Consider the following 21,661-nt stretch of genomic DNA (forward strand, 5'->3'; position numbering starts at 1 on the left):
ATTGACCCGAACCCTGCAGTATACTATAATTATACTGTTATACACTGGAAATTTTAATGAGGTGAAAAGCCGTGTTAGACCGTTTACAATCATTAGAAGATCGTTATGATCGTCTAAACGAATTACTTAGTGACCCGGATGTAATAAATGATTCAAAAAGGTTAAGAGAATATTCAAAAGAGCAATCAGACCTTCAAGAAACCGTTGCGGCATATCGTGAATACAAAGAAGCTTCACAGCAACATAAAGATGCCAAAGCGATGCTTGAAGAAAAGCTAGATGATGAAATGTACGAAATGGTAAAAGAGGAAATTGACGAATTAACAGATCGTAAGGAAGAGCTTGAAGCTCGCCTTAGAATTCTCCTTTTACCGAAAGACCCTAATGATGACAAAAACGTTATCGTAGAAATCCGTGGAGCAGCGGGTGGAGATGAAGCTCAGCTGTTTGCGGGGGATCTTTATAAAATGTACAGCCGTTTTGCTGAAGCTCAAGGTTGGAAAGTTGATGTCATTGAATCAACAACAACTGAACTTGGTGGATTTAAGGAGATCATCTTTAGTGTGAATGGAGCTGGCGCTTATTCTAAGCTGAAGTATGAAAACGGAGCGCACCGTGTTCAACGTGTTCCAACGACAGAGTCAGGTGGACGCATTCATACATCAACTGCGACAGTAGCAGTGTTACCAGAGGCTGAAGAAGTAGAAGTTGAAATTCACGATAAAGATATTCGTGTCGACACATTTGCTTCAAGTGGACCTGGTGGACAGAGTGTAAATACGACGATGTCAGCTGTTCGTTTAACTCACGTCCCAACTAATACCGTTGTTTCTTGTCAAGATGAGAAATCTCAAATCAAGAACAAGGAAAAAGCGATGAAAGTTCTTCGTGCGCGTGTTTATGATAAAATCAACCGTGAAGTTCAAGCGGAGTATGATCAAAATCGTAAGCTAGCTGTTGGAACAGGAGATCGTTCAGAGCGTATCCGTACGTATAACTTCCCGCAAAGTCGTGTAACGGATCATCGTATTGGTCTAACGATTCAAAAGCTTGAGCAAATTTTACAAGGAAAACTTGATGAAATTATTGATGCTTTAATCGTAGAAGAGCAAGCGGAAGCGATGCAAAGGGCTGAAGATTAAGATGCAGCAGCAAATGACTATACAAGAGGCCCTTCGTTGGGCTTCTTCTTTTTTATCAGAGCGAGACCTTGAACTTCCAGTTGGCGAATGGTTGGTGCGACATTATTTACAAATCAACCGGTCAGAGCTTTTGATGAAGCTGAGGGATCCAATTGAGGATGAATTGGTATTAAGGTTGAAAGAAGATCTCTTGCGTCATGCTGAGGGAGTTCCAGTTCAGCATATCATCGGTTATGAAGAATTTTTCGGTAGAAGGTTCTTGGTTAATGAGAATGTGCTAATCCCAAGGCCGGAAACTGAGGAATTAATTGTAGCTGTGAACAAGTTGAAAAAACTACTTTTTCAAGATGAAGAAATAGAACTCGTTGATGTCGGGTCTGGAAGTGGCGCTATCTGTATAACGCTTCAACTAGAGGATCCAACTATGCGTGTGCGAGCAATTGATATTTCAGGGGAAGCGCTTGAAGTGGCTAAGGAAAATGCGAAACGATTAAAAGCGGCTGTTGGCTTTTATAATGGTGACTTGCTTTTGCCTTTAATAGAGGAACAAGTAAAAGTTGATATCGTTGTCTCGAACCCACCGTACATTCCGTTAACCGACTCTGAAAGCTTAGCGGTCCATGTTCGAGAGCATGAACCCCATCTCGCTTTATTCGGAGGAGAAGATGGACTCGATCTATATCGACGCTTCATGGAAGAACTGCCTTTAGTTATGAAGGAAAAAGGCATAGTGGCGTTTGAAGTCGGAGTGGGCCAAGCCGAAACAGTAAGAGACATGCTCGCAAAAACATTCCCCAAAGCCGAAACAGAAATAAAAATAGACATCAATGGAAAAGAAAGAATGGTATTTGCTTACGGAAAGATGAAGTAATTAATCGACGAGCTTTACGTATTTAAATCTATTTGACCGTCAAATTGAATGCAATTTGACGGTTATTTTTATTAAGTAATTGATTTTAACAGAAGTTTGTACTATAGCATAGAGTGTTACTAGTGTAATGAAGCGGAAAGCAAGTGCCTGCAGCGCAATGCAACGGCAGCCGAAGGAATAACTATTGTTTTCGAGGTACATAAAACTAGCTTCAAAAAAATTTAAAATGATAGGTTTAAAGATTGATCGTCCTGTCCACAATGATGGTGAAAGGGCGGTGCGATCAAAAATGAAACCAAATGTTATTATATATCTATTATTCTCTTTATTTGTAATTTTAATGAGCTGGGAGTCGCAAAATGCAGTGGCAGTAGCTTCCTTACATCAAGAAGTGACGCAGGAAGAAGCTATACGTTTACGGATATTAGCCAATAGTGATTCAATCAAAGACCAAGCATTAAAGCGCGACATACGCGATAGTGTTAATGAAGCAATTACGGAAATGGTTGTTGATATTCACGATTTAGATGAGGCGAAAGCAACGATTGAAGGAAACCTAGCGATGATTGAAGACATTGTTGAGCAAGAGTTAGAAAGAATGGGTTTAACGCAATCTTATGAGGTTAGTTTTTCAGAAGTTCAGTTTCCGACTAAATTATATGGCAATATTGTTTACCCTGCTGGTTTGTATGATGCAGTATTAATTACGTTAGGTGAGGGCCAAGGAGAAAACTGGTGGTGTGTTCTATTTCCGCCTTTATGTTTCTTAGATATGGCGAATGGTGAGGCAACACAATCGAATACGGTAAGTGCTGAGGAAACAGAAGAGACGGAAGTAGAAGAAGATGAAGTAGAAGTAGCATTTTTCGTAGTTGAATTATTTTCAACGATTATGGATAGAATCTTTTCATCTGAAAAGGCATAATCTGTACAAGCTCCACATACATATGAAGCAAGGCAATTGTGTGAAAGGGTGGAGTTTATGGGAATTGTCGTTCGTAAAGCAAAAGAACAGGACATGCTTCAAGTCCAAAGATTAGTAGCAAAAGCAGGATTAAGAGAAGAAGGTATTGAGCAATATATAAAAAACTTCCTTGTCGTAGAAGACGAGGATCAACAATTAATCGGTACGGTTGGGATTGAACAATATGAAACAGAAGGATTGTTACGCTCCCTTGTTTTAGATTCACCGATTTGGACGGCTAAGCTAAGCTTGGAATTTTTACAACTTACTTTAAAATACGCTGAAGAACAAGCGATGGAAACGGTGTATTTATGTGCAAAAGGAACAAATGCATTATTTCATCAACTTGGCTTTAGAGAAATGGAAAAAGAAGAAGTACCTGATTCAATTAAAGGTTCTCCCCATTTCAAACGAAATGCGGTCGGAGAAACAAAAGTATGGGCGTGTGAATTAACGGAATAAGTTGTTGATAACTGGATAAATAACCAAAGTTATCTACAGGTTGTCCACGGGTGTGGACAACTTTTTTCGTCCCTTACTGAAAACATTGTCGAACGTTGATGTGGTTTTAAATGCTATATTAGAAAAACTCCTTATTTTAATAGGGTTTCTGTCGATATCCGACTCTTTTATTGACATCTTTAGACAACACTTGCAAAATGGTAGAGATAGGAGCGATGAAACGTGAGTTATAAACAAACTTTTCTTTGGGCTGTGGATAACTTCTTGGAAAACAACAAAAAACAACAAATGATCAAGGAAGCAGCCTTGTGGATAAAAAAAGGAGAAGTAATTGCTTTTCCGACAGAGACAGTTTACGGTCTAGGTGCGAATGCCCTTGATGAACAAGCCGTGAGAAAAATATTTGAAGCAAAAGGAAGACCAAGTGATAATCCGCTGATTGTTCATATTGCTGAAGCAGAACAATTAAATGATCTTGTCTTACAAGTTCCTTCTGTTGCGAAGAAACTAATCGAGCAATTTTGGCCTGGTCCTTTAACCATTATTTTAAAAAAGAAAGAAGCTGTCGCAGAAAGTGTAACAGCAGGATTAGATACAGTCGCAGTTCGAATGCCAGATCATCCAGTAGCGCTAGAATTATTAAAAGAAGCTGGAGTTCCGGTTGCAGCTCCTAGTGCTAATTTATCTGGAAAACCAAGTCCAACCAATGGTGAGCATGTGTACCATGACTTAAAAGGGAGAATTGCTGGTATATTAGATGCTGGTGGAACAGGTGTTGGAGTGGAATCAACGGTGCTTGATTGTTCAAGTGATGTTCCGGTTTTATATCGACCGGGTGGAGTAACGGTTGAAGAAATTGAGGCAATTGTAGGTCAAGTCAAAATTGACCCATCTTTAAAATCGAAAGATGAAGCTCCTCTTTCACCTGGGATGAAGTATACGCATTACTCACCAAATGGTTCGTTAACGCTAGTTCGTAACCGGATGCAAATTCCAACTTTATTAGAAGAAGCGAAATCACAAGGAAAGAGGACTGGTGTTCTTACGACAGAAGAGAACCAGGATTTTTATGAGGCTGATGTTGTAGTCAGCTGCGGAAAAAGAAGTGATCTCGCCACAGTGGCTCATAAATTGTATCAAAGTTTACGAAAGTTTGATGAGGAAAAAGCGGAAGTCATTTTTTCTGAGATTTTTCCTTCTGAAGAAATGGGAATAGCCATTATGAACAGGCTAGAGAAAGCAGCAGGAGGAAATATTATTTAAGTTTCTCAAATTTGCTTATCAATATTTAGACAACCGATCTTTAGATAGGTTGTCTATTTTTCTTTGGACGTGCATACACATTGGAATAGCATGTTCGGGGAGTGAATAGAGATGAGCGAATTATTTACACTTTTTATTATGGCAAGTGCTTTAGGGATGGATGCTTTTTCAGTTGCTCTCGGAATGGGAATGCTTGGTTTGCGTCTGAGACAAATCTTTCATATTGGAGTAACCATTGGTGCTTTTCATATAGTAATGCCGTTACTTGGAATGCTCACTGGAAAGCTGTTGTCAAATTACTTTGGGATGATCGCAACCTATATTGGAGGAGGATTGTTGCTTATAATTGGATTACAAATGGTCATTGCATCATTTAAGTCCGATGAAGAAAGTTCGATTGAACCGATTGGGTTTGGATTAATCCTTTTTGCAGTTGGAGTTAGTCTAGATAGCTTTTCGGCAGGCTTAAGCTTTGGAATTCTCGGTGCCAAAACAGCGCTAACGGTCATCATGATTGGTGTAATGAGCATGATCTTATCATGGGTAGGATTGCTGATAGGAGCGAGATTTCAGAAGTACATAGGATCTTACGGTGAATTACTTGGAGGTTTTATCCTTATAGGTTTTGGCTTGAAATTGATTCTTTAAATTCCGACAATTATCGCCAAAGCTTTATACCGTTTTGAAAATCAATATGATAAGATAAAACTAGATTGATTACTATTAGCGAATGCTTTTAGCTTTCATTGGCTAAGATGCAAAAGTCGCAATCTTTAGATAGATGGAAAGAAAGGAAGGTCGTGTTTGTTCATATGAAAAAGATTCTTTTTGTCTGTACAGGCAATACTTGCAGAAGTCCGATGGCTGAGGTGTTATTACGTTCGCGTCTTGGTACGGATATAGAAGTGAAATCTGCTGGGGTTCAAGCGTATCCAGACAGTCCGGCATCTGAGGGGACAAAGGCTGTTTTAGCGGAGATGGGATTAGAAGAAAATCATTCTTCTAAACATGTAACGGAAGAATTGCTTGATTGGGCTGATCTCGTTTTAACGATGACTAACTCACATAAACAAATGCTTCAAACATTTTTTCCGCAAGTAAAGGGGTACCTCTATACATTGAAGGAATTTGTAAACCCAAACGGAGCGAATTTAGATATCGCTGATCCAATTGGTGGACCTATTGAAGCTTATAGACAAACGGCTGCAGAAATAGAAGAAAGCCTAGACATCTTAGTAAAAAAACTATCAGAGTAACATCGAGAGGCGGAGTAAGACGTGGGGGGACAAACGAGTTATAAGGCAAGTATCAGAAAGAAATTAGTCATTGGTATTAGTGGCTTAGCTTTCGTTACGTTTGGCTTTAGTGCTATTTTTATATTCTTTTTAGCTGATTTCTTACAAAATTTATTAGGAATAAGCAGTGATGCGTTGATTCTTTTAACACTAGTTAAAGGGATATTTTGGAGTGGGGTGCTTGGGTATGTGGCTGCTCCACTTATTACAAAGCCACTTCGTGAAGTAGAAGTGGCGGCACGTAAAGCAGCTGAAGGTGATATTGAGCATGATATTAATGTATCACAATCGGATGATGAAATCCGTGCGCTTGGACTAGCTTATAATGAAATGTTAGCAAGTTTAAGAAGTATGGTAAAAGACATTGACGAAAACTTTAACCAAACGAATCAGACTGTTAGTCAAATATCTGCTGCTTCAGAACTTGCTGCAACAAAGGCAGTGGCAATCGGTGGTACAATGGATGAAATAGCTAGAGGAGCCGAAAGTACTGCTGAAGCTATTTCGACAACAGCAGAATCAATGGAGGAAGTCACTTCAATTGCAACAAAAGTACAAGCAAGAGCAAATGAATCTAAATCCTCTTCTGATGGAATGGTAAATACATTAACAGAAAGTAGAAAAGTAGTGGATTCGCTCGTTGAAGGAATCAAACAGCTTGCGTTAGATAATCAGAAGTCACTTTCGGCGGTAGATCGCTTGGAACAGCAAGCGAAAGAAGTCGGTGAGATTATCTCCCTAGTAGGGGATATTGCTGGTCAAACGAACTTGCTAGCTTTAAATGCTTCGATCGAAGCGGCTCGAGCTGGTGAACATGGAAAAGGATTTGCGGTAGTTGCTGACGAAGTACGTAAATTAGCTGACGAAAGTGCGACGGCTGTTCAAGGTATCACAAACTTAATTCATAATATCCAGGCCGAGGTCAAAAATGTGGCTGAGCAAATTACGAATCAAGTCGAACTAGCCATGAATCAGTCCACACAAGGCGAAGCAACAAATAAAGCTATTTTTGACGTTGAAAAATCGGTTCATGAAGTAGCAGAAGTCATAACAGACATTTCTGAAATGATTAACCGCCAGATGATCTCGATCCAAAATACAACACAGCAATCACAAGAAGTAGCAGCCATTGCTGAACAAACATCAGCAGGCTCACTTCAAATTTCGGCTATGACCGAACAACAAGGCACAACCATCACAGAAATGGAAGAAATGGCACACGCCCTCTCCAACCAAGCCAAAAAACTAAAACTAACCATAGAACGGTTTAAGGTTTAATAAAAAGGGGCGATTTCCCCCTTTTTATTAAACCGAAGCATTGAGCTGAACCGCTGCAAGATCTTAAGCTTGTCTGAGCGATCTTCTCAGACAAGCGCGCAGCGAGAGAAGCCAATGCACCGGGCCAAAGAAGAGAGTCTGATATTGAAAAGAAACAATAGTGAAATGGAGCGGAAGTCACTCGACTCCTGCGGGATTTAGAGGTAAAGGCGAGACCCCGCAGGCGTATAGCGAGGAGGCTCGACACCTCCCCGCGGAAAGCGAGTGGCTGTAGCGCAATGTAACGGATTCGTTAGGAAAATTTTAATAAGGCAACCCTAAGGAGGAACAAAAGTGAAAGTAGCAATAGCATCAGATCACGGTGGACTAAACATAAGAGAAGAGTTAAAACAATTAATGGACGAAATGCAAATCAGTTACGAGGACTTTGGCTGTGAGTGCAGCACATCGGTTGACTACCCAGATTACGCACTTCCAGTTGCAGAAAAAGTAGCGAGTGGCGAGTTTGATCGTGGCATCCTCGTATGTGGTACGGGAATTGGGATGTCAATTGCAGCGAATAAAGTAAAAGGAATTCGCTGTGCGTTAGTACACGATGTTTTTAGTGCAAAGGCAACAAGAGAGCATAATGATACGAATGTGCTTTCAATGGGAGAGCGTGTTATCGGTGCAGGGTTAGCTCGTGAAATTGCTCGTGTTTGGCTCGAAACAGAATTTCAAGGTGGTCGTCACGCAACTCGTGTTGGAAAAATAACAACTTACGAAGCGTAAGAGGAGGCAACAGATGAATTTGCCAATCGAAACGATTCAAGAGCAATTGCAACAACTACTTAATGACTTACAAAAAGCATATCCATTTAGCAAAGAAACGTTACTTGTCGTTGGAACAAGCACAAGTGAGGTCGTAGGTGAACATATCGGCTCTAACGGCTCACATGAAATTGCCAAGGTGATATTCAATGTACTTGAAGAAGTGCAATTGAAAACAGGTGTTAGGCTTGCTTTTCAATGCTGTGAGCATCTAACAGAGCGTTAGTTGTAGAAAAGGAAACTGCTGTTTCGGTAGGAAATGAAGTGGTTTCAGCTGTCCCGATCCGCAAAGCCGGTGGTGCAATGGCTACATATGCTTATCGTAAAATGAAAGATCCAGTCTTAGTTGAAGCCATACAAGCTGATGTCGGAATTGATATTGGCAACACGCTTATTGGCATGCATTTAAAAAAGGTGGCAGTTCCTTTAAGAAGCACAGTGAAAACAGTTGGACAAGCTCCTGTTACGCTAGCTTATACAAGACCGAAATTAATTGGTGGGATTCGTGCTGTTTATGAAAGAACGGACGAACATGAATAAAATTTACTATTTTATTAAATTCGTACGGAAATAAAGCTTTATTTATGGTAAGATAGATTCGAATTAAGGTTGTGTTGTTTGAAAACCGAAAGATATAGTCTGGAAGGGGTATAGAGATGAATCAAGAGACGTTACAAAAACAAGATCAAAAAGTGTTTGAGGCAGTTCAATTAGAGTTAGGTCGCCAACGTGATAAGATTGAGTTAATCGCATCGGAAAACTTTGTAAGTGCAGCAGTTATGGAAGCACAAGGTTCTGTATTAACAAATAAATATGCAGAAGGTTATCCTGGTCGTCGTTATTATGGCGGGTGTGAATATGTTGATATCGTAGAAGATTTAGCGCGTGATCGTGCAAAAGAAATTTTTGGTGCTGAATATGTGAACGTTCAACCTCACTCTGGTGCGCAAGCTAATATGGCAGTTTACTTTACAATTTTAGAGCCAGGTGACACAGTACTTGGGATGAATCTTTCTCACGGTGGTCACTTAACTCATGGTAGCCCTGTTAACTTCAGTGGTGTTCTTTATAATTTTGTTGAGTATGGTGTTGATAAAGACACTCAGTACATCGACTATGATGTGGTTCGTGAACTAGCAAAGGAACATAAACCAAAACTTATCGTTGCTGGAGCAAGTGCATATCCTCGTTCTATTGATTTTGCTAAATTCCGTGAAATCGCTGATGAAGTAGGAGCTTACTTAATGGTTGATATGGCGCATATCGCAGGTCTTGTAGCAACTGGATTACATCCAAACCCAGTACCTCATGCTCATTTTGTAACGACAACTACTCATAAAACTCTTCGTGGTCCTCGTGGCGGTATGATTTTATGTAAAGAAGAATTCGGTAAGAAAATTGACAAATCAATTTTCCCTGGAATTCAAGGTGGACCTTTAATGCATGTTATCGCTGCAAAGGCGGTATCTTTCGGCGAAGCTTTAACTCCTGAGTTTAAAGCATACGGTCAAGCGATCATTGACAACGCAAAACGTTTAGGTGAAAAACTAGTAAGTGAAGGCATTAACTTAGTGTCAGGTGGAACAGATAATCACTTGCTACTACTAGACTTACGTACATTAGGTTTAACAGGTAAAGTAGCTGAAAAAGCTCTTGATGAAGTAGGAATTACAACAAATAAAAACACAATTCCATTCGATCCAGAAAGTCCGTTTGTGACAAGTGGTATCCGTATCGGAACAGCTGCTGTTACTTCACGTGGTCTTGACGGTGAAGCAATGGATGAAATCGGTGCTCTAATTGCATTAACGCTTAAAAATGTCGACAACGAAGAAAAGCTAGAAGAAGCTCGTACTCGTGTTGCTGCGTTAACAGCTAAATTCCCAATGTACACTCATCTATAATAAATGCAACAAGGAAAAGCTGAACTTTTGAGTTCAGCTTTTTTGTTGTAGTTTTATTAGCGGCAGCTTAAAGTATAATATCGATGTATGAGTACATAATGAGTAAACTCAACAACTCATAATAAAAAGTCTAAACATTACAAATTGCTGAAATAAAGAAATTCTCCATGTAAAACTTGAAGGGGATTGTCTTTTTCTGTAGAATCTTGTAGGAGTATAAAGATCGTGAAAAGGAGCTAAAAAGCTAATGAGTAAAGTTTTCGTGTTTGACCATCCTTTAATTCAACATAAACTAACGTATATCCGTGATAAAGAGACTGGTACTAAAGAGTTTCGTGAGCTTGTTGATGAGGTTGCTGGGTTGATGGCTTTTGAAATCACTCGTGATTTGCCACTACAAGATGTAACGGTTGAAACGCCAGTTGGACTTGCGAAGTCAAAAACAATTGCTGGTAAAAAGTTAGGATTAGTCCCTATTTTAAGAGCAGGATTAGGGATGGTAGATGGAATTCTTCGAATGATCCCAGCTGCTAAAGTAGGACATGTTGGTTTATACCGTGACCCAGAAACACTACAACCTGTCGAGTATTACGTGAAACTTCCTACAGATGTGGAAGAAAGAGAATTTATCGTAATTGACCCAATGTTAGCAACAGGTGGTTCGGCGAATGAAGCAATAAACAGCTTGAAAAAACGCGGAGCTAAAACAATAAAATTAATGTGTTTAGTGGCAGCCCCAGAAGGTGTAGAAGCAGTTAAAGAAGTTCACCCTGATGTGGATATTTATTTAGCAGCGATGGACGAAAAACTAAACGATCACGGTTATATCGTACCTGGATTAGGTGACGCAGGAGACCGCTTATTCGGAACAAAATAAATACAAGCAAAGAGGCTGATATGATCAGTCTCTTTTTTCTTGTGTTTTCGTGAGGATTATTGATGTACTATTTTCTCCCTCCTAGTGTAATGGAGCGGAAGTCACTCGGCACCTCCCCGCGGAAAGCGAGTGACTGAAGCGCAATGGAACGAACAATGTGAAGGACGTAAGCCGAAAAAACACCGAAAACAGCTTTAATTTTCATCTACACACACAAGCTAACCTCTCTCATACATGAATTTACTTTTTTTAGCCATACTATCAACATATGCAAATTGGTGGGGGAGCTGGTTCTAAGTGAAAAACTTAACTGCATGGTTATTAGCAATGGTTATCGTATTTCAGATGACAGCAAATGTCGGGGCTACGACTTTTCCTGAAGTTCCAACCGTTGGTAAGCTCGAGCAGTCTAATGAAAAGACAGTGGTTATGGTAACAGCCTCAGGAGATGTCGATGATGCGCTTGAAGCTGTTTTAAAAACATTACCAAAAAGTAAAGTCCGTAAAACGTTCAAAAGAGCGTTCAATGGCTTTTCCATGGAATTATTAGAAAGTGAAGTTGAATTGTTACAGTCGTTTAATGAAATTGAACGTGTTGATAAAGTGGTAGAATATAGCGCTAATCTAGATGGCAGTGTTCCTTTTATAGGTGGAGATAATATGAGGGGGATGCTTGATCCGGCAGGGGAGCGTCTTACTGGAAAAGGGATTAAAGTAGCTGTCATTGATACGGGGTTAGATTATAGCCATCCAGATCTGAAAATGAATTACAAGGGTGGTTATGATGTTGTCGATTATGACAATGACCCGATGGAGACGATTGCCTCACAAGGTCCTCCTACTTTACATGGTACCCATGTTGCTGGAATCATTGCAGCAAATGGACAAGTAAAAGGGGTGGCGCCGGAAGCTGATTTATATGCTTATCGAGCGCTTGGGCCAGGTGGACAAGGAACAACAGAACAAGTAATAGAAGCGATTGAAAAAGCGATCGAAGACGAGGTTGATGTGCTGAACTTATCGCTTGGTAATACCGTAAATGGACCGGATTGGCCAACGAGTATTGCGCTTGATAAAGCAGTTGAATCAGGAATTGTCGCTGTTACTTCAAATGGCAATAGTGGTCCTAATATGTGGACAGTTGGCTCTCCTGGTACATCAACTAAGGCAATTTCGGTAGGCGCGTCTGCACCTCCGTTACGCACACCATATGTAACGATCCCAAATCTAGATAAAGAAGTAACGTTGTACCCAATGGGCGGAACCCTTCCTTGGTCGTTAAAAAGAGATTTTGAGTTAGCGGCAGTTGGCTACGGGCTTGAAGATGAATGGGACGGAGTAGATGTAGAAAATAAAATCGTTTTAATAAAAAGAGGAATGATTCCATTTTCCGAAAAAGCTAAAGCTGCAAAGGAAGCGGGAGCAAAAGGGGTTTTGATCTACAATAATCTTCCTGGAACCTTTGTTGGAGCTGTAGAAGAAGGGATTAAAATACCTGTTGTTAGCATCTCTAAAGAAGATGGAGATTGGATTTTAGAACAAATAGAATCAAATAAAGACAGTCAATACGTCAGAACAATCTACCGTAATGAAGAAGATTTCATTGCCCCATTTAGCTCACGTGGACCGGTTACACAAACGTGGGAAGTGAAACCAGATTTAGTGGCACCCGGTGTGGCAATTGATAGTACCGTTCCTAAAGGCTATCTTGGGTTAAACGGAACGAGTATGTCTGCCCCTCATGTTGCGGGTGCGGCAGCTCTTGTTAAACAAGCTCACCCTGATTGGTCACCAGATCAAATCAAAGCTGCGTTAATGAATACAGCTAAGCAATTGGTAAAAGAAGATGGTGAACCTTATTATCCTTATGAACAGGGAGCTGGTCGACTTCAAGTTGACAAAGCGGTTCAAGCTACAACACTTGCCTATCCAGGAGCTCTTACATTTGGAAAGTACACAAAAGAAGATCCGCGTGAGAAGAGGACCGTTACTTTTACGATTGAAAATCATGATGATAAAACGAACACGTATCATGTGAAACCTCCTTTTCAAGCACCGGACGGTCTACAATGGGAAGTTCCCTTTGCAACAACTGTTAAGCCAGGTGAGAAAAAGGAAGTAGAAGTAAAACTAGATTTATTTCCAGCTGTATTGGCAGAGGGAATCCACCATGGTCAGATAGTAATTGATGGAGGGAAAGATCCGATCGTCATTCCTTATGTCTTCTTTATTGAAGAGCCTAATTATCCAAGAGCGATGGCTTTTAATTTTGGCCACGGTGACCGTGAAGGTGAATATCGTTATGAAGTATATTTGCCAGGTGGAGCGGAGGAATTAGGCATTGCTTTGTATGATCCAGATACATTCCAATTTATTAAATTCCTTGATGTAAAAAGAGATGTAGGCCGAGGGATGATTGGTCAAGAGTGGAAAGAACTTGATTTACCAGAGGGAGTTTATAAAGCTCTCGTCTACGCACGCAAAGATGGCAAAGAAGACACGATTGAGTCGATGATCATGATCGGCGCGCACCTGCCACAAGATAAACAAAAGGTAGACTAAAGTAAAAACAATTCTAAATGATCGTTGCTTTAAATTAGGCTTAGTTCCTCATAGTGAAAAGAAGCGAGTGACTGTAGCGGAAAAGAACGAACATATACTTTTCACAAATTATACAAAATTATCAGCGTGAAAACTTTCAAATGGTCAGACTACCAAAAAAGATTGGTTGGTCTGACCACCTTTTTGACATTTATGTGAACATATAAAAGGATGTTTCGAATTAATGACAAATCGCATTGACACAGGGTTTTCACTATTGTACGATTACTAAGGATGTGTTGGTAAGGGTTACATATGTAATATGAAAGGAAGCACCAAAGATTTCAAGGTGAGTAAAACTCAGGCGAAAGGGGCTCTTTCATGACAGAGAAACGCAGTCCATGGCGTGCCATTGTCCTTGTTTCTACGATTTCTTCTTATATTGTAGGAGGAACAGTCGGAGGAGTGTTTCTTGGCTTGTGGCTTGGGAACCAATTTGGAGCTAAACCCTTCTTCCTCATTACTTTTTTGTTGTTTGGACTTGCAACAGGGTTCTATGGTGTGTACAGAGCGATTGAACCTTTTATAGGAGACGAAAAAAAACGATGATGTCACTAGATGGAAGAATGAAACGCTATACAATAATCGTTACAGTTATCATCGTTGTTTTGATCATGGGTTATCTCCTTACTTCATTTAAACCTCAATTCCTCGGTCTCATTATTGGACTAGCTTTTAGCTACTTAAGTCTTTGGACAACTTTTAGAAAAGCGAAAGTCATTGGAGAAGTTGCCTCTGGATTAAATAAATTTTCAATGTTTTCTTACACAATTGCTGGTTTTGGTGTGTTAATAAGGTTTGGATTGGCAATATTGTGTGTATGGTTAGCGATTACATACCCTAATCAACTTCATTTAATTTCGGTCATTGCAGGGTTCGCCCTGATTTATGTCATTATCATGGCAGATATACTTATTGAATCTGGTAGAAAGAGGTGAAAAATAAATGGATCATATAGCACCTATGAGGGAAATTGGCGGTTTATGGTTTAATATGTCAACGGTTTTGATGACGACTGTTGCCTGTGTAATTGTATTCTTAGTTTGTTTTATCGGAACACGCCAACTAGCAATGCGACCAACTGGTCTGCAAAACTTCCTTGAATGGTTAGTGGACTTTTGCCGCGGAATCATTAAAGCGAACATGGGCTGGAAAGTCGGCGGCCAATTTATCGCTCTTGCCTTCACACTTATTTTCTATGTCTTTGTAGCAAATATGCTGGGGATTCCTTTTGAAATCTACAACAAAGACTCTCATGAAGTTTGGTGGAAATCACCGACCTCAGACCCTGCCCTTACTTTAACGATGGCAGCGCTCGTCATTATTTTGACGCATTATTATGGAATTAAGATTAGAGGATTTGGGGAATACATCAAGGATTATGTGCGACCTGTACCTTTTCTCTTACCATTCAAAATTATTGAGGAATTTGCCAATACATTAACACTCGGAATGCGTTTATTCGGTAATGTATACGCAAAGGAAATTCTAATGGTACTTCTTGTCGGCTTAGGAACATCAGGCTTGATTGGAATGTTTGGAGGTTTCCTTCCAACAATGATTTGGCAAGCATTTGGAATGTTCATTGGTACGTTGCAAGCTTATATTTTTGCAATGTTAGCAATGGTTTACATGGCACACAAAGTAGAACATCATTAAACCATGCTCTAATTTAGAGCGTTTAAAAATATTAAAATTATATTATCCTTAAGGAGGACTTATTTTTATGGAAGCATTAGCAGTAGCAATCGTAGCAGGTTTAGCAGCAATCGGTGGTTCGATCGCAGTAGCAATTATCGTAAGAGCAACACTTGAAGGTGTAACACGTCAACCAGAACTTAAAGGTACTCTTCAAACACTTATGTTCATTGGTGTACCTCTTGCGGAAGCCGTGCCGATCATCGCGATCGTTATCTCTTTCCTATTACTATTCGGTTAATAACGCCTTTCGTCAGCTTTGGCGAATCTGTACACATAAAGAATGGCGACAGTGTTCAATTGCGGACCTTCGCCATTCCTTATGTATCACAAACTGTTTTTTAATACGAACATTAATTACTTGAATTCATATATGAATCTTCACATCCAGGAAAGGAGTGAATCGAAATGGGTTTTGAAATTCCATGGGGATCAATACTTTATCAACTATTCGCTTTTCTAGTATTACTCGGCTTACTTAGTAAGTTTGCACTTAAACCGTTACTTGGTGTAATGGAAAACCGTGAAAAAATCGTAAACGACAATCTAGACTCAGCTGAGAAGAATCGTAAAGAGGCTGAGGAATTTATTGTACAACAACGTAAAGAGTTAGAAAAAGCTCGAGTTGAAGCACAAGAAATTATTCAACAAGCTAAGAAACTTAGTGAGCAACAAGGTCAAGATATTCTAGAACAAGCTAGAGTAAACGCTGAGCGCTTGAAAGATTCTGCATTAGCAGAGATTCAACGTGAAAAAGAGCAAGCAGTAGTTGCTCTTAGAGAGCAAGTGGCAAGTCTTTCGGTATTAGTTGCTTCTAAAGTGATTGAAAAAGAACTTAATGAGAAAGATCAAGAACAACTAGTTCAGGAGTATTTAAAAGAGGTAGGCGGTAAGCTATGAGCAATCAAACAATTGCGAATCGTTACGCAGTAGCTCTTTTTCAACTTGCAAAAGAAAAGCATCAACTAAAAAAGGTGAATGAAGAACTTCAAGTTGTAAAGGATGTTGTTCAAGCGAATCCTGATTTCTTGAAATTCATTAGTCACCCGAAAATCACAAAGCAACAAAAACAAGATTTCATTAAAAAGAGCTTTGCTTCTTTAAATGAAACGACATTAAATACATTTCTTTTATTAATTGAGTCAAATAGAATGGGTATCTTAGTTCCTATGATTGATCAATTCAAGAGTTTAGTTTATGACGCTGAGGATATGGCTGAAGCACTTGTTTATTCGGCTCAACCGTTGTCTGATAAAGAACAAAATGAAATTGCTAAATCATTTGCGAAACAAGTAAAGAAGTCCAAACTTGAAGTAATAAACATTGTAGATTCTAAGCTAATCGGCGGAGTGAAAATCCGCATTGGCGATCGTATTTATGACGGCACTATTAAAGCGCAACTTGATCGCTTAGAGCGTCAGCTAGTAGCCGGAACACGCTAGTAGAAGATAGGGGTGAAAGTAATGAGCATCAAAGCAGAGGAAATTAGCTCTCTTATAAAACAGCAGATTGAAAACTTTCAGTCTGACGTTCAAGTACAAGACGTGGGTACAGTTATCCGTGTTGGTGACGGTATCGCTCTTGCTCATGGCCTTGAAAATGTAATGGCTGGTGAGCTTCTTGAATTCTCAAACGGGGTAATGGGGATGGCTCAGAACCTTGAGGAGAACAACATTGGTATTATCATCTTAGGTCCTTACTCGGAAATCCGTGAAGGAGACGAAGTAAAACGTACTGGACGTATTATGGAAGTTCCTGTAGGTGAAGAATTACTTGGTCGTGTGGTAAATCCACTAGGACAACCAATTGATGGACTTGGTCCAATTAACACAGCAAAAACTCGTCCGATTGAATATAAAGCACCGGGAGTTATGGATCGTAAATCCGTTCATGAGCCATTACAAACGGGAATTAAATCAATCGACACAATGGTTCCAATCGGTCGTGGTCAACGTGAGTTAATCATCGGTGACCGTCAAACTGGTAAAACAGCTATCGCGATTGATACAATCTTGAATCAAAAAGATCAAGATATGATTTGTATCTATGTAGCGATTGGTCAAAAGAAAACGACTGTTGCTGGCTTAGTTGAAACATTACGTGCTCGTGGTGCGCTTGATTATACAATCGTCGTTTCAGCGAGTGCTTCTGATCCTGCACCTTTACAATTCTTAGCACCTTATGCTGGGGTTTCTATGGGTGAAGAGTTCATGTATAACGGCAAGCATGTTTTAATCATCTATGATGATCTTTCTAAGCAAGCTGCAGCTTACCGTGAGCTTTCATTATTACTTCGTCGTCCTCCAGGTCGTGAGGCATTCCCAGGGGATGTATTCTATTTACACTCTCGTTTACTAGAACGTGCAGCTAAGTTAAGCGATGCATTGGGTGGCGGTTCTATTACGGCTCTTCCTTTCATCGAGACACAAGCTGGGGACGTTTCTGCTTATATCCCAACAAACGTTATTTCGATCACAGACGGACAGATCTTCTTACAATCAGATCTATTCTATTCTGGTGTTCGTCCAGCAGTTAATGCAGGTCTTTCTGTATCACGTGTTGGTGGTTCAGCACAGATCAAAGCTATGAAAAAAGTTGCTGGTACGCTACGTCTAGATTTAGCAGCATACCGTGAATTAGAAGCATTTGCTCAGTTCGGATCTGACTTAGATCGTGCTACACAAGCAAAATTAAATCGTGGTCAACGCACAGTTGAGGTACTAAAACAAGATCTTCACAAGCCACAAGCTGTTGAATATCAAGTAACAATCATCTATGCACTTACAAAAGGTTTCTTAGATGATGTACCAGTTGAAGACGTTCTTCGTTTTGAGTCAGAGTTATTCACTTACTTTGACCACAACAAGAAAGATATTCTTGACCATATTCGCACAACTGGAAATCTTCCTGATGAAGATGAGTTCAAAGCTGCGATTAGTGAATATAAAAAAGGTTTTGTACCTAGCAAATAATAGAATGGGGGGCAAAGCTTAATGCTCTGCTTTCCCTAACTTGTTGCAAACTCGTTTTAGTTTTGCGAAAAGGTGGTGAACATAAATGGCTTCAATGCGAGATATAAAAGGGCGAATTACATCAACGAAGAAAACAAAACAAATCACAAAAGCGATGCAAATGGTATCTGCTGCGAAATTGAATCGTGCTCAACAAAATGCACAATCATTTCTACCTTATACGGAAAAAATTCGTGAGGTTGTGGCGAGTATTGCTTCTTCTGCGACAGAAATTTCCCACCCGATGCTTGAAGAGCGTCCGGTTAAGAAAACTGGCTATATTGTCATAACATCTGACCGTGGGTTAGCTGGAGGTTACAATGCTAGTCTTACACGTGCGCTTCTTAAAACCATATCGGAACGTCATAAGTCGCCAGATGAGTACGGAATTATTGTCATGGGTCGTATCGGACGTGATTTATTTAAGAAACGTAACCTTCCTATCTTTCAGGAAATTACGGGACTTCAAGATCAACCGGAATTTAATGAAATTAAAAATATCGCTAGATCAACGGTTGAAATGTTTGCTGATGGTGTGTTTGATGAGTTGTACGTATGGTATAACCACTTTGTAAGTCCTCTTACACAGGAGGTTACAGAATCAAAGCTTTTACCATTAACAGATATCGGTGAAGGTGCTTCTACTACGTACGAATATGAACCATCAGAGCAAGCCATTTTAGAACGTCTATTGCCACAATACGCAGAAAGCCTAATTTTCGGTGCTTTGCTTGATGCAAAAGCAAGTGAATTTGGAGCTCGTATGACGGCAATGAGCTCTGCTACAGACAATGCAACGGCTCTAATTGATGATTTAACGTTAGTTTACAACCGCGCTCGTCAAGCTGCGATCACACAGGAAATCACAGAGATCGTCGGCGGGGCAGCGGCACTCGAATAATCAAACGAAGGCTCTAGTTTTCCAGAGTCTTCTCTACTTAAATTAATGAAAAAAGAGCTCCCTTTAACGATAAAGCTAATTGGAATGCTCGCTATGATCATCGGAATAACCGATAATCGTACTTGAATAGGAGGGACTAAAAATGAATAAAGGTCGCATTACTCAGGTAATGGGTCCGGTTGTCGACGTTAAGTTCGATAACGGTAACCTACCTGACTCAACAATGCATTAGTCGTTGAGCAAGTTGGCTCAAAAGTTAATGCAGTTGATGTTAACGTAACACTTGAAGTTGCTGTGCACCTTGGCGACAATACAGTTCGTACTATTGCGATGGACTCAACAGATGGTCTTGTCCGTGGTACGGAAGCTTTAGATACTGGTGCTCCAATCTCTGTACCAGTTGGTGAAGTTACTTTAGGACGTGTATTTAATGTACTTGGAGAAGCAATTGATTTAGCTGATCCAATTCCTGCTGATGTAAAGCGTGATCCAATTCACCGCGAAGCTCCTAAATTTGAAGAGCTTTCTACGTCAACTGAAATTCTTGAAACAGGAATTAAAGTAGTAGACCTTCTTGCACCATACATTAAAGGTGGTAAGATCGGTTTATTTGGAGGAGCTGGTGTAGGTAAAACAGTTCTTATCCAAGAACTTATCAATAACATCGCTCAAGAGCACGGCGGTATCTCTGTATTCGCTGGTGTAGGTGAGCGTACTCGTGAAGGAAATGACCTTTTCCACGAGATGACTGATTCTGGCGTTATTAAGAAAACGGCAATGGTATTCGGTCAAATGAATGAGCCACCTGGTGCGCGTATGCGTGTTGCTCTTTCTGGTCTTACAATGGCTGAGCATTTCCGTGACCGTGATGGTCAAGACGTTCTTTTATTCGTTGATAACATTTTCCGTTTCACGCAAGCAGGTTCTGAGGTTTCTGCCCTTCTTGGACGTATGCCTTCTGCCGTTGGTTACCAACCAACACTTGCTACGGAAATGGGTCAATTACAAGAGCGTATCACATCAACTAAAGTTGGTTCTGTTACATCGATTCAAGCAATCTATGTACCTGCCGATGACTATACTGACCCGGCTCCAGCGACAACGTTTGCTCACTTAGATGCAACGACAAACCTTGAGCGTAAACTTTCTGAAATGGGTATTTACCCTGCCGTGGATCCACTTGCTTCTACATCACGTGCACTATCTCCTGAGATCGTTGGAGAAGAGCATTATGAAGTAGCTCGTCAAGTTCAATCTACGCTTCAAAAGTACAAAGAGCTTCAAGATATCATTGCGATCTTAGGTATGGACGAGTTATCTGAAGAAGATAAGTTAATTGTTGCACGTGCGCGTCGTATTCAATTCTTCTTATCTCAAAACTTCCACGTTGCTGAGCAGTTTACTGGTCAAGCAGGATCTTACGTACCAGTTAAAGAAACGATTAAAGGCTTCAAAGAAATCCTTTCAGGTAAGCACGATAACCTTCCTGAAGATGCTTTCCGCCTTGTTGGTCGTATTGAAGAAGTTATTGAAAAAGCAAGCCAAATGGCGTAATAGCGTTAGAATAAATCAAGGCACTACCCGTATTGCTATCTAAGGAGGGTTTTTTCATGCCGACAGTTCAAGTAAGTGTTGTAACTCCTGATGGCAAGGTGTATGACGGCGATGTGGACATGGTCAGTGTTCGTACGGTTGAAGGCGAACTTGGTATTTTACCGAAACACATCCCGTTAGTTGCTCCATTAACAGTAGGAGCAGTACGCTTAAAAAAAGGCTCCACTGTGGAAAAAGTAGCTGTTAGTGGCGGATTTGTAGAAGTCCGTCCTGATCAAGTGACGATTTTAGCAGAGGCTGCTGAATTGCCAACAGGTATTGATGTTGACCGTGCGCTACAAGCGAAAGAAAGAGCTCAGAAACGAATTGAATCAAATCGTCAAGACGAAATTGATTTCAAACGTGCTGAATTAGCTTTAAGAAGAGCTTCTAATCGCTTGGATGTTGCAGGGAAATAAATACGACAAAATAAGACATAAATCTTGTGTTTTAGTTTAACAATAAGACACAAGAGGATATGTCTTATTTTTTTTATTTTCGACAAATCGGTAAGCGCTTTCTGCGATTAAATGGGTCGGAAATCCTATAAAAACACACATTTCTTCTATAGATTTTTTATTTTTTATCAGTTATGATGGAAAATGGGCTGATTTCTGAAATCAAACAGTCTAAAATCTAAGCTGATCAGCGGTGAGGGAGTAATGACAATGTTCGACGGATTTGGACAACAGGCGATGATACATATCATAGTAAGTGTCTTTTTCTTGGCTGTTACATGGTGGGCATTACAATCTTTTCGATTTGATCTTTTTGTGAAAGAACCTAATAGCCCGAAGGCAAAGGTTTTAATGATAATCGTTACGATTGCCATTGCTCAGTTGCTTAGCTCATTTTTCCTTGACTATTTACACTCCTCTCAAATGCTCAGATATATTTGGGAATAGAGTTTTGTCGAGGAATGACTACAACTTCCATGTATGCAGATCCTTCTCCTGGTAAAAATGATAGTAATAAACGTTTTTCTGGGGAG

General features: G+C 40.1%; 22 protein-coding genes and 2 pseudogenes. All 24 read left to right on the forward strand.

What is annotated here, in order from left to right; genetic code table 11:
* Positions 1-71: 71 nt before the first annotated feature.
* The 24 genes and pseudogenes from prfA (at position 72) to JCM9157_RS03060 (ending at position 21,575) form a co-directional block, all read left to right on the forward strand.
* Positions 72-1,142, forward strand: coding sequence for a peptide chain release factor 1 (prfA, locus tag JCM9157_RS02945; RefSeq protein WP_035661976.1), 1,071 nt, complete (start codon positions 72-74; stop codon positions 1,140-1,142).
* 13 nt (positions 1,143-1,155) lie between these two features.
* Entirely contained in the window at positions 1,156-2,013 is an 858-nt protein-coding gene (gene prmC / locus JCM9157_RS02950; protein ID WP_035662216.1) for a peptide chain release factor N(5)-glutamine methyltransferase, read from the forward strand.
* Positions 2,014-2,302: 289 nt separating this feature from the next.
* Complete coding sequence (spoIIR, locus tag JCM9157_RS02955) at positions 2,303-2,938, forward strand: stage II sporulation protein R (RefSeq protein ID WP_035662221.1); 636 nt, start codon at positions 2,303-2,305, stop codon at positions 2,936-2,938.
* 57 nt (positions 2,939-2,995) lie between these two features.
* Positions 2,996-3,439 (forward strand): GNAT family protein, encoded by a 444-nt coding sequence (locus JCM9157_RS02960; RefSeq protein WP_035661977.1) that lies wholly within the window; start codon positions 2,996-2,998, stop codon positions 3,437-3,439.
* Between the two features lie 222 nt (positions 3,440-3,661).
* Positions 3,662-4,702 carry an L-threonylcarbamoyladenylate synthase gene (locus JCM9157_RS02965; protein ID WP_035661980.1) on the forward strand — a complete coding sequence of 347 codons (1,041 nt, stop codon included), beginning with the start codon at positions 3,662-3,664 and terminating at the stop codon, positions 4,700-4,702.
* Positions 4,703-4,813: 111 nt separating this feature from the next.
* On the forward strand, positions 4,814-5,350 hold the full coding sequence (locus tag JCM9157_RS02970; protein WP_035661981.1) for a manganese efflux pump MntP: 537 nt from the start codon (positions 4,814-4,816) through the stop codon (positions 5,348-5,350).
* A 164-nt stretch (positions 5,351-5,514) separates the two neighbouring features.
* Positions 5,515-5,958 carry a low molecular weight protein arginine phosphatase gene (locus tag JCM9157_RS02975; protein WP_035662223.1) on the forward strand — a complete coding sequence of 148 codons (444 nt, stop codon included), beginning with the start codon at positions 5,515-5,517 and terminating at the stop codon, positions 5,956-5,958.
* A 21-nt stretch (positions 5,959-5,979) separates the two neighbouring features.
* Complete coding sequence (locus JCM9157_RS02980) at positions 5,980-7,275, forward strand: methyl-accepting chemotaxis protein (RefSeq protein ID WP_035661984.1); 1,296 nt, start codon at positions 5,980-5,982, stop codon at positions 7,273-7,275.
* A 333-nt stretch (positions 7,276-7,608) separates the two neighbouring features.
* On the forward strand, positions 7,609-8,046 hold the full coding sequence (gene rpiB, locus JCM9157_RS02985; protein WP_035661987.1) for a ribose 5-phosphate isomerase B: 438 nt from the start codon (positions 7,609-7,611) through the stop codon (positions 8,044-8,046).
* A 13-nt stretch (positions 8,047-8,059) separates the two neighbouring features.
* Positions 8,060-8,625: pseudogene (locus tag JCM9157_RS02990) on the forward strand (TIGR01440 family protein).
* A 116-nt stretch (positions 8,626-8,741) separates the two neighbouring features.
* Positions 8,742-9,989, forward strand: a complete 1,248-nt coding sequence (glyA, locus tag JCM9157_RS02995; RefSeq protein WP_035661989.1) for a serine hydroxymethyltransferase — start codon at positions 8,742-8,744, stop codon at positions 9,987-9,989.
* A 247-nt stretch (positions 9,990-10,236) separates the two neighbouring features.
* Complete coding sequence (upp, locus tag JCM9157_RS03000) at positions 10,237-10,866, forward strand: uracil phosphoribosyltransferase (protein WP_035661992.1); 630 nt, start codon at positions 10,237-10,239, stop codon at positions 10,864-10,866.
* A 297-nt stretch (positions 10,867-11,163) separates the two neighbouring features.
* On the forward strand, positions 11,164-13,428 hold the full coding sequence (locus JCM9157_RS25630) for a S8 family serine peptidase (protein WP_035661993.1): 2,265 nt from the start codon (positions 11,164-11,166) through the stop codon (positions 13,426-13,428).
* A 360-nt stretch (positions 13,429-13,788) separates the two neighbouring features.
* A complete protein-coding gene (locus JCM9157_RS03010; RefSeq protein ID WP_035661995.1) occupies positions 13,789-14,016 on the forward strand; it encodes an AtpZ/AtpI family protein in 228 nt (75 codons plus the stop codon).
* A complete protein-coding gene (locus JCM9157_RS03015; RefSeq protein ID WP_035661997.1) occupies positions 14,013-14,405 on the forward strand; it encodes an ATP synthase subunit I in 393 nt (130 codons plus the stop codon). The genes JCM9157_RS03010 and JCM9157_RS03015 overlap by 4 nt, the downstream gene beginning before the upstream one ends.
* Before the next feature lie 7 nt (positions 14,406-14,412).
* Entirely contained in the window at positions 14,413-15,126 is a 714-nt protein-coding gene (gene atpB, locus JCM9157_RS03020; RefSeq protein ID WP_035661999.1) for a F0F1 ATP synthase subunit A, read from the forward strand.
* Positions 15,127-15,193: 67 nt separating this feature from the next.
* Entirely contained in the window at positions 15,194-15,406 is a 213-nt protein-coding gene (gene atpE / locus JCM9157_RS03025) for a F0F1 ATP synthase subunit C (protein WP_034632875.1), read from the forward strand.
* A 167-nt stretch (positions 15,407-15,573) separates the two neighbouring features.
* Positions 15,574-16,065, forward strand: a complete 492-nt coding sequence (atpF, locus tag JCM9157_RS03030) for a F0F1 ATP synthase subunit B (protein ID WP_035662001.1) — start codon at positions 15,574-15,576, stop codon at positions 16,063-16,065.
* Entirely contained in the window at positions 16,062-16,607 is a 546-nt protein-coding gene (locus JCM9157_RS03035) for a F0F1 ATP synthase subunit delta (RefSeq protein WP_035662003.1), read from the forward strand. Before atpF ends, JCM9157_RS03035 begins: the two co-directional genes overlap by 4 nt.
* A gap of 21 nt (positions 16,608-16,628) precedes the next feature.
* Complete coding sequence (gene atpA / locus JCM9157_RS03040) at positions 16,629-18,137, forward strand: F0F1 ATP synthase subunit alpha (protein WP_035662005.1); 1,509 nt, start codon at positions 16,629-16,631, stop codon at positions 18,135-18,137.
* Positions 18,138-18,222: 85 nt separating this feature from the next.
* Positions 18,223-19,077, forward strand: a complete 855-nt coding sequence (atpG, locus tag JCM9157_RS03045) for an ATP synthase F1 subunit gamma (RefSeq protein WP_035662007.1) — start codon at positions 18,223-18,225, stop codon at positions 19,075-19,077.
* Between the two features lie 142 nt (positions 19,078-19,219).
* Positions 19,220-20,631, forward strand: a pseudogene (atpD, locus tag JCM9157_RS03050) (F0F1 ATP synthase subunit beta).
* 56 nt (positions 20,632-20,687) lie between these two features.
* On the forward strand, positions 20,688-21,089 hold the full coding sequence (locus JCM9157_RS03055) for a F0F1 ATP synthase subunit epsilon (RefSeq protein WP_035662010.1): 402 nt from the start codon (positions 20,688-20,690) through the stop codon (positions 21,087-21,089).
* A gap of 249 nt (positions 21,090-21,338) precedes the next feature.
* Complete coding sequence (locus JCM9157_RS03060) at positions 21,339-21,575, forward strand: DUF1146 family protein (RefSeq protein ID WP_035662013.1); 237 nt, start codon at positions 21,339-21,341, stop codon at positions 21,573-21,575.
* The last annotated feature ends 86 nt before the right edge of the window (positions 21,576-21,661 follow it).

The sequence above is a fragment of the Halalkalibacter akibai JCM 9157 genome (assembly GCF_000513135.1).
In the GTDB taxonomy this organism is placed as follows: Bacteria; Bacillota; Bacilli; order Bacillales; family Bacillaceae_D; genus Halalkalibacter; species Halalkalibacter akibai.